The organism is Nocardioides sp. P5_C9_2 (assembly GCF_054049555.1).
This window is the reverse complement of the sequence record NZ_JBFUMD010000654.1, coordinates 1-1,640: the sequence shown is the minus strand read 5'-3', so window position 1 is coordinate 1,640 and position 1,640 is coordinate 1. Positions and strand designations below refer to the sequence as shown.

Below are 1,640 nucleotides of genomic sequence, written 5' to 3'. Positions count from 1 at the left end.
GTCGAGGTCCTTGACGGCGTGGAAGCCGTTCTCGTACTGCTTGTTGACCTTGTCGAGGACTACTTCGGCCACGATCCACTCATCCCTTCACGGCGCCGGCGGTCAGTCCGCCGACGATGTAGCGCTGGAGGTACATGAACAGTCCGACCGTCGGCACGGCCAGGATGACGGCGCCTGCCGCGAACTCGCCGAACTGGGCGTTCTTGGTCAGCGGGTCGGCGATCAGCCCGTAGAGCCCGACGGCCGCGGTCTTGGAGTCGTCCTGGCGCAGGAAGATGCTGGCGATCATGAACTCGTTGATCGCTCCGATGAAGCCGAGGAGGCCGGTGATGGCCAGGATCGGCGCCACGAGCGGGAGGATGATGCCGAAGAAGACCTGGAAGTGTGTCGCGCCGTCCATCTTGGCCGACTCGTCGAGGTCCTTGGGGATGGTGTCGAAGAAGCCCTTCATGAGCCAGGTGTTCACTCCGAGGGCGCCGCCGAGGTAGAGGATGATGAGCCCGGCGGCGGTGTTGAAGCCGATCACCGGCCACAGCTCCGTGATGTTGGCGAACATCAGGTAGATGGCGACGATCGCCAGGAACTGCGGGAACATCTGCACGAGCAGCAGCCCCATGAGGCCGGCCCGACGCCCCCTGAACCGGAAGCGCGAGAACGCGAACGCGGCGCAGGCCGAGATGAACATCGAGATCGCGGCCGCGACCGAGGCGATCACCAGGCTGTTGACGAACCAGCGGGGGAACGAGCCGGCGAACAGGTCCTGGTAGTTGACCAGGCTGACCTCCCGGGGGAACAGCGTCGACGAGCTGAGGGTGCCGTTGGGGTTCAACGACGCCGATACGACGAAGAGGATCGGGAAGATCGAGAAGGCCAGGGCCAGGATGCCGACCAGGTGGCTCAGCCCCGTGCGCCGGATCCAGCCGCCCTTGGCGGAGCCGTGCCGGACCACCGCGGGGGGATCCTCGGCGTCGGCGGTCGCCGCGGGGGCCTCCGATGTCTTGGATGTCATCAGTTGATCTCCTCCAGGACCTGGGTGCGTCGGAAGCCGACGATCGAGACGGTGGCCACGATCAGGAAGATGAGCACGGAGATGGCGGCGGCGAACCCGTAGTCGGCGCCGGACCCGCCGAACGCGAGCCGGTAGGTGTAGGTGATGAGGATGTCGGTACTTCCCGCACTCGGGTTGTCGGGCGGGAAGGGACCGCCCCGACTGGTCAGGAAGATCGCCGCGAAGTTGTTGAAGTTGAAGGCGAAGGACGTGATCAGCAGCGGGGCCAGCGCGACCAGCAGCAGCGGGAACGTGATGGTCCGGAAGGCGTGGAACGGCTTGGCGCCGTCGACGCCGGCCGCCTCGACGAGGTCGGAGGGGATCGACTGGAGTGCGCCGGTGATGACGAGGAACATGTAGTTGTAGCCGAGCCACAGCTGGATCAGCAGGATGGCGAACATCGAGCTGGCCGTGCTGCCGAACCAGTTGATGTCGGTCCCCAACATCCGGTTGATCAGCCCGAAGTCCTTGTTGAACATCTCCCGCCACACGAGGTACATCGCGATGCTGGGCGGTCCCCAACATCCGGTTGATCAGCCCGAAGTCCTTGTTGAACATCTCCCGCCACACGAGGTACATCGCGATGCTGGGC

The 1,640-nt window shown here is 65.0% G+C and carries 2 protein-coding genes; both read right to left on the bottom strand.

Annotated features, from left to right (window positions below; all coding sequences use genetic code 11):
- Positions 1-79: 79 nt before the first annotated feature.
- Complete coding sequence (locus ACXJKL_RS20685; protein ID WP_457208873.1) at positions 80-1,009, bottom strand: sugar ABC transporter permease; 930 nt, start codon at positions 1,007-1,009, stop codon at positions 80-82.
- Positions 1,009-1,548: an ABC transporter permease subunit gene (locus ACXJKL_RS20680; protein WP_457208872.1), complete on the bottom strand. Its 540-nt coding sequence runs from the start codon at positions 1,546-1,548 to the stop codon at positions 1,009-1,011. Before ACXJKL_RS20680 ends, ACXJKL_RS20685 begins: the two co-directional genes overlap by 1 nt.
- Between the last annotated feature and the right edge of the window lie 92 nt (positions 1,549-1,640).

What these genes read in the sequence shown, in the direction of transcription:
- ACXJKL_RS20680 (WP_457208872.1), bottom strand. Translation starts at nt 1,548, where the DNA reads ATGTACCTCGTGTGGCGGGAGATGTTCAACAAGGACTTCGGGCTGATC.
- ACXJKL_RS20685 (WP_457208873.1), bottom strand. Translation starts at nt 1,009, where the DNA reads ATGACATCCAAGACATCGGAGGCCCCCGCGGCGACCGCCGACGCCGAG.